Source organism: Desulfonatronospira sp. (assembly GCA_003563255.1).
GTDB lineage: Bacteria > Desulfobacterota > Desulfovibrionia > Desulfovibrionales > Desulfonatronovibrionaceae > Desulfonatronospira.
This window is the reverse complement of sequence record PWSL01000291.1, coordinates 1-3,750: the sequence shown is the minus strand read 5'-3', so window position 1 is coordinate 3,750 and position 3,750 is coordinate 1. Positions and strand designations below refer to the sequence as shown.

General features: G+C 51.7%; 2 protein-coding genes. Both read left to right on the top strand.

Annotated features, from left to right (window positions below; genetic code table 11):
• Positions 1 to 149: 149 nt before the first annotated feature.
• A complete protein-coding gene (locus tag QZP87_RS08635; RefSeq protein WP_291322517.1) occupies positions 150 to 2,321 on the top strand; it encodes a DUF3536 domain-containing protein in 2,172 nt (723 codons plus the stop codon).
• A 255-nt stretch (positions 2,322 to 2,576) separates the two neighbouring features.
• Positions 2,577 to 3,584: a hypothetical protein gene (locus QZP87_RS08630; RefSeq protein WP_291322516.1), complete on the top strand. Its 1,008-nt coding sequence runs from the start codon at positions 2,577 to 2,579 to the stop codon at positions 3,582 to 3,584.
• Positions 3,585 to 3,750 lie beyond the last annotated feature (166 nt).

The following is a 3,750-nucleotide window of genomic DNA, read 5'->3' as shown; positions in this document are numbered from 1 at the left end:
TTGCTTATCCTGTCAATCTATGCCTGCCACGCGTCTTTGGCGTGGTTAATCCTGTCTAAGGCCTGCCACGCGCTTCGCGTGGTTATTGTTTTTTATGACAGGGTTTCAGGAGTAAGTCACTGCTAAAATTAAAAACCAAGGATCCTGCAATGCCACAACACCTTTGTATTCATGGACATTTTTATCAACCCCCCCGCTTTGACCCCTGGTTGGAGGAAGTCCTGCCCGAAGCCAGCGCTGCTCCATATTCCGACTGGAACCAGCGCATCAACAGGGAAAGCTATGACCCGCTGAGTTCGGCGCGCATCCTGGACGGACAGGGCCGCATAAAGCAAATTATCAACTGTTATGAATTCATAAATTTCAACTTCGGCCCGACCATTCTGCGCTGGATGGCCAGGCACTGCTCAGGCACCTACAAGAAGATTCTGGAGGGGGATCGAAAAAGTATCCAGCGTTTCGGGCGAGGCAATGCCATGGCCCAGATCTACCATCACATTATCATGCCCCTGACCACCGACGAGGACCGGGACGTGGAAATATCCTGGTCTATTCAGGACTTTGAGCATCGCTTCGGGCGCAGACCGGAGGGCTTCTGGCTTTCTGAAACAGCCGTCTCTACTCCGGATCTGGAAGCTCTGGCCAGGGCCGGCATCAGATTTACCGTTCTTGCCCCCAGGCAGGCCAGGTCCATATCAGACCTCCAGGGCAACTGGACCCAGGTCACTGAAGACAGTTTACCCAAGGACCGGCCCTATAAGGTCAAACTGCAGTCAGGCCGTGAAATCGCGGTTTTCTTTTACGATGGACCGGTTTCCCAGGCTGTGGCCTTTGAAAACCTTTTATCCGACGGCGAGGGGTTCTGGCAGAGGATCATCTCCAGTCGTGACCAGAAGCTTCTAAGCCTTGCCACCGATGGGGAATCCTATGGACACCATTTCAAGTTCGGTGAAATGGCCCTGGCCTGGGTGCTGAACAGGGCACAGCAGCCTGAAAGCCCCCTGTCCCTGACAAATTTCTCTTCTTATCTGGATAAACACCCGCCTCTCCAGGAAGTCAAGATACACGAAAAATCCTCCTGGAGCTGTATCCACGGGGTGGAGAGGTGGCAGGACGACTGCGGATGCAGTACCAACGGGCACACGGACTGGAATCAGCTCTGGAGAAGGCCCCTTCGCAGGTCCTTAAACCTGATCCGGTATTACGTGGACGAACATTACCGGCATTCTGCCGGAAAACTCTTGCGTGACCCGCGCCAGGCAATGCTGGATTACGGCACCTGCCTGTGCGGGGCTGTTGACAGGGAACATTTCCTGCGCAAACATCAGGCCCGGGACCTTGACAGAAAACAGCAGACCATTGCCCTGCAGTTTCTTGAAATGCAGCGCATGAGTCTGGCCTCCTTTGCAAGCTGTGCCTGGTTCTTTGATGACTTGGGACGCATCGAGCCCTTAAACTCCCTGAGCTATGGACTAAGAGCCCTGGAAATGCTCAGAGATCTGAATGGTCCCGATGTTGAGCCCATGCTCCTGGAGATTCTGGAAGAAGCCCACTCCAACGATCCGGCCCTGGGTGACGGGAAAAAAATCTGGAAGGAATTAGTTCTGCCAAGGAGGATTACACCAGCCGGAATGGCCGTCATGGGGGCCTGCCGTGAAGAAATGGAAACCTCTTTTGCTTTTCCCGGGCTTGAATTCAGCACCAGCAGGCAGGAAGATACTTTGAGCCTGAATTACAGATGGATCTGCCTGCAGCAGCAGGGCACCGAAACATTTGCCCTGGACCAGGGTGCAGACTCTCTTCTGGACTGTAGAGTAATAATTGCTGACAATCAAAGCCTGGGCCTGGATGACCTTGACAAAAAAATCCGGGACCATGTGCTTCTGAATCTGGACCAGGACCAGGAAAACAAGATTGTATCCGCCCTGCTGCAGAGCTCTTCCATTCTGGGCAGGCACCGGGAGAACTTTTTTGAAAAAGGGCAGCAGGAACCCTTGACAGGCCGGGGGTTTTTATCCCTGGGCATGCTTATGCACTTCCTGAACTCAAACGGGGAGACAAACGACTGGTCCGCATTCTGGACCCAGATGCTGCATCAAAACCCCTACATGGGCAGCCTGCTGAAATCCATAACAGAAAAAGAACTTGAAGGGCTGCTGGCTCAGAATCCGCCCCAGTGGGAAAGGGCCGGCAATATTGTACAAAAAGCCAGAAAAATGGGAATATATCCAGACATTTATTCCTTGCAAAACAGGATATGGAGTCAAGATCCTGCATCCTTCGAAGCCCATATCCTGGAGATGTTTGATTTTGCGGTTTAAGGAAAGCAGGGGACAGGCACCAAACCCGCACTTACTATTCTGAAGGATGATTGACAGGTTTTAAAAAATAAGTGCGGGGAGAGCCAGTCCCCATGCTACATGCAAAGCGCTGAACAGATACATCAGCTTTAACCGCCTGATCCCTTAATCTTAAACTTTTACCCGGTTAAACACTGCCACAGGCAGACACGCGCAAGCGTAATTTAACTGAGTGTAGAAATTCTTAGAGCTAACCTTCAACCATTAAGCTATAATATGACTAAAAAGAAAAAAAAGAGTTCAGTGCAGGAAGATATCCAGGCCCGGGCCTGGAGTGCGATTGTGCTGCACGCGGCACTCATCCTGGCCGCACTGGGTCTGGCCCTTGATCTCATTGTGCGGGGCACCATGGGGGTCAGCATCTGCCCTACGGAAGCCTGCCGAATTGTAGGGGAATATGTCCGCATCGGGGAAAGCAACCTGGTCTTAATGGGATTTATTTTTTTTCTTATCCTTTGGCTAGTGTACTTCTTTTCCCGGCGTTACAACCGGTCCTGGATGTGGGGACTTTGTACCATCATGCTTTTGGGTGCAATGTCATTTGACGGCTGCCTCATGGGGTTTCAGTTCCTGGTCATCATGGAGCCCTGTCTGTTATGCATAATAGTGGCCTGTTCCCTTTTCGCCATCCTGGCCCTGTTTGCCCTGGTGAGAAAAAAGGCCTTCTTGTTCATCCTGGGACTTTCGGTATGGCTGGCCGGAGGGGCGGCAGGGGGGATGCTGCAGCCTCCGGCAGCCAGCGTTGGTGACCGGTCCGGCCTGGAAGATGTCGGGGTAATCCGGTGGACCCATCCCGATACTCAAGAATGGCCAAGGTTTCATTTCTTTTTCAGCCTGCACTGCCCCCACTGCACCGAGATCCTGCTTCGCCTGGCTCAGGAGGGTCCTGGTCCCATGAATTACTCCTGGAATTTTATTCCCCTGGACCTGGAATCAGATGATCTCAAAAAAATCGCCGCCCTCAAGGAGATGGACCTGTCCAGCGAAAACCCTTTTTATAAAATCCTTCTCATGGAACAACAACGTGATATCCCCCAGGTGGAAATACCCGGAAATCTGCCTGAAAAAATCCAGCAGGCCAGGTTCTATTTTCAATCCCGTGGCTTTAGAGGGGTCCCCACCACCGTGGTACAAAAAAGCCCCGACGAGAAACTGATTCTCGCCGGGGCAGCCGAAGCCCTGGACTATTTCAGGGACAGGAATATAATCTCAACACCCCATTAGCACTACAGCGAAACTTATAAAATATTAAACCTGCCTCAATTGGGGACAGGCACCCCCGCACTTATTTTTATTACAAATGATCCTGGTTTTATTAGAAAAAATAAGTGCGGGGAGAACCAGTCCCCGAAGGTTAGTGACTTACTCCTGAAACCCTGTCACAAAAAAC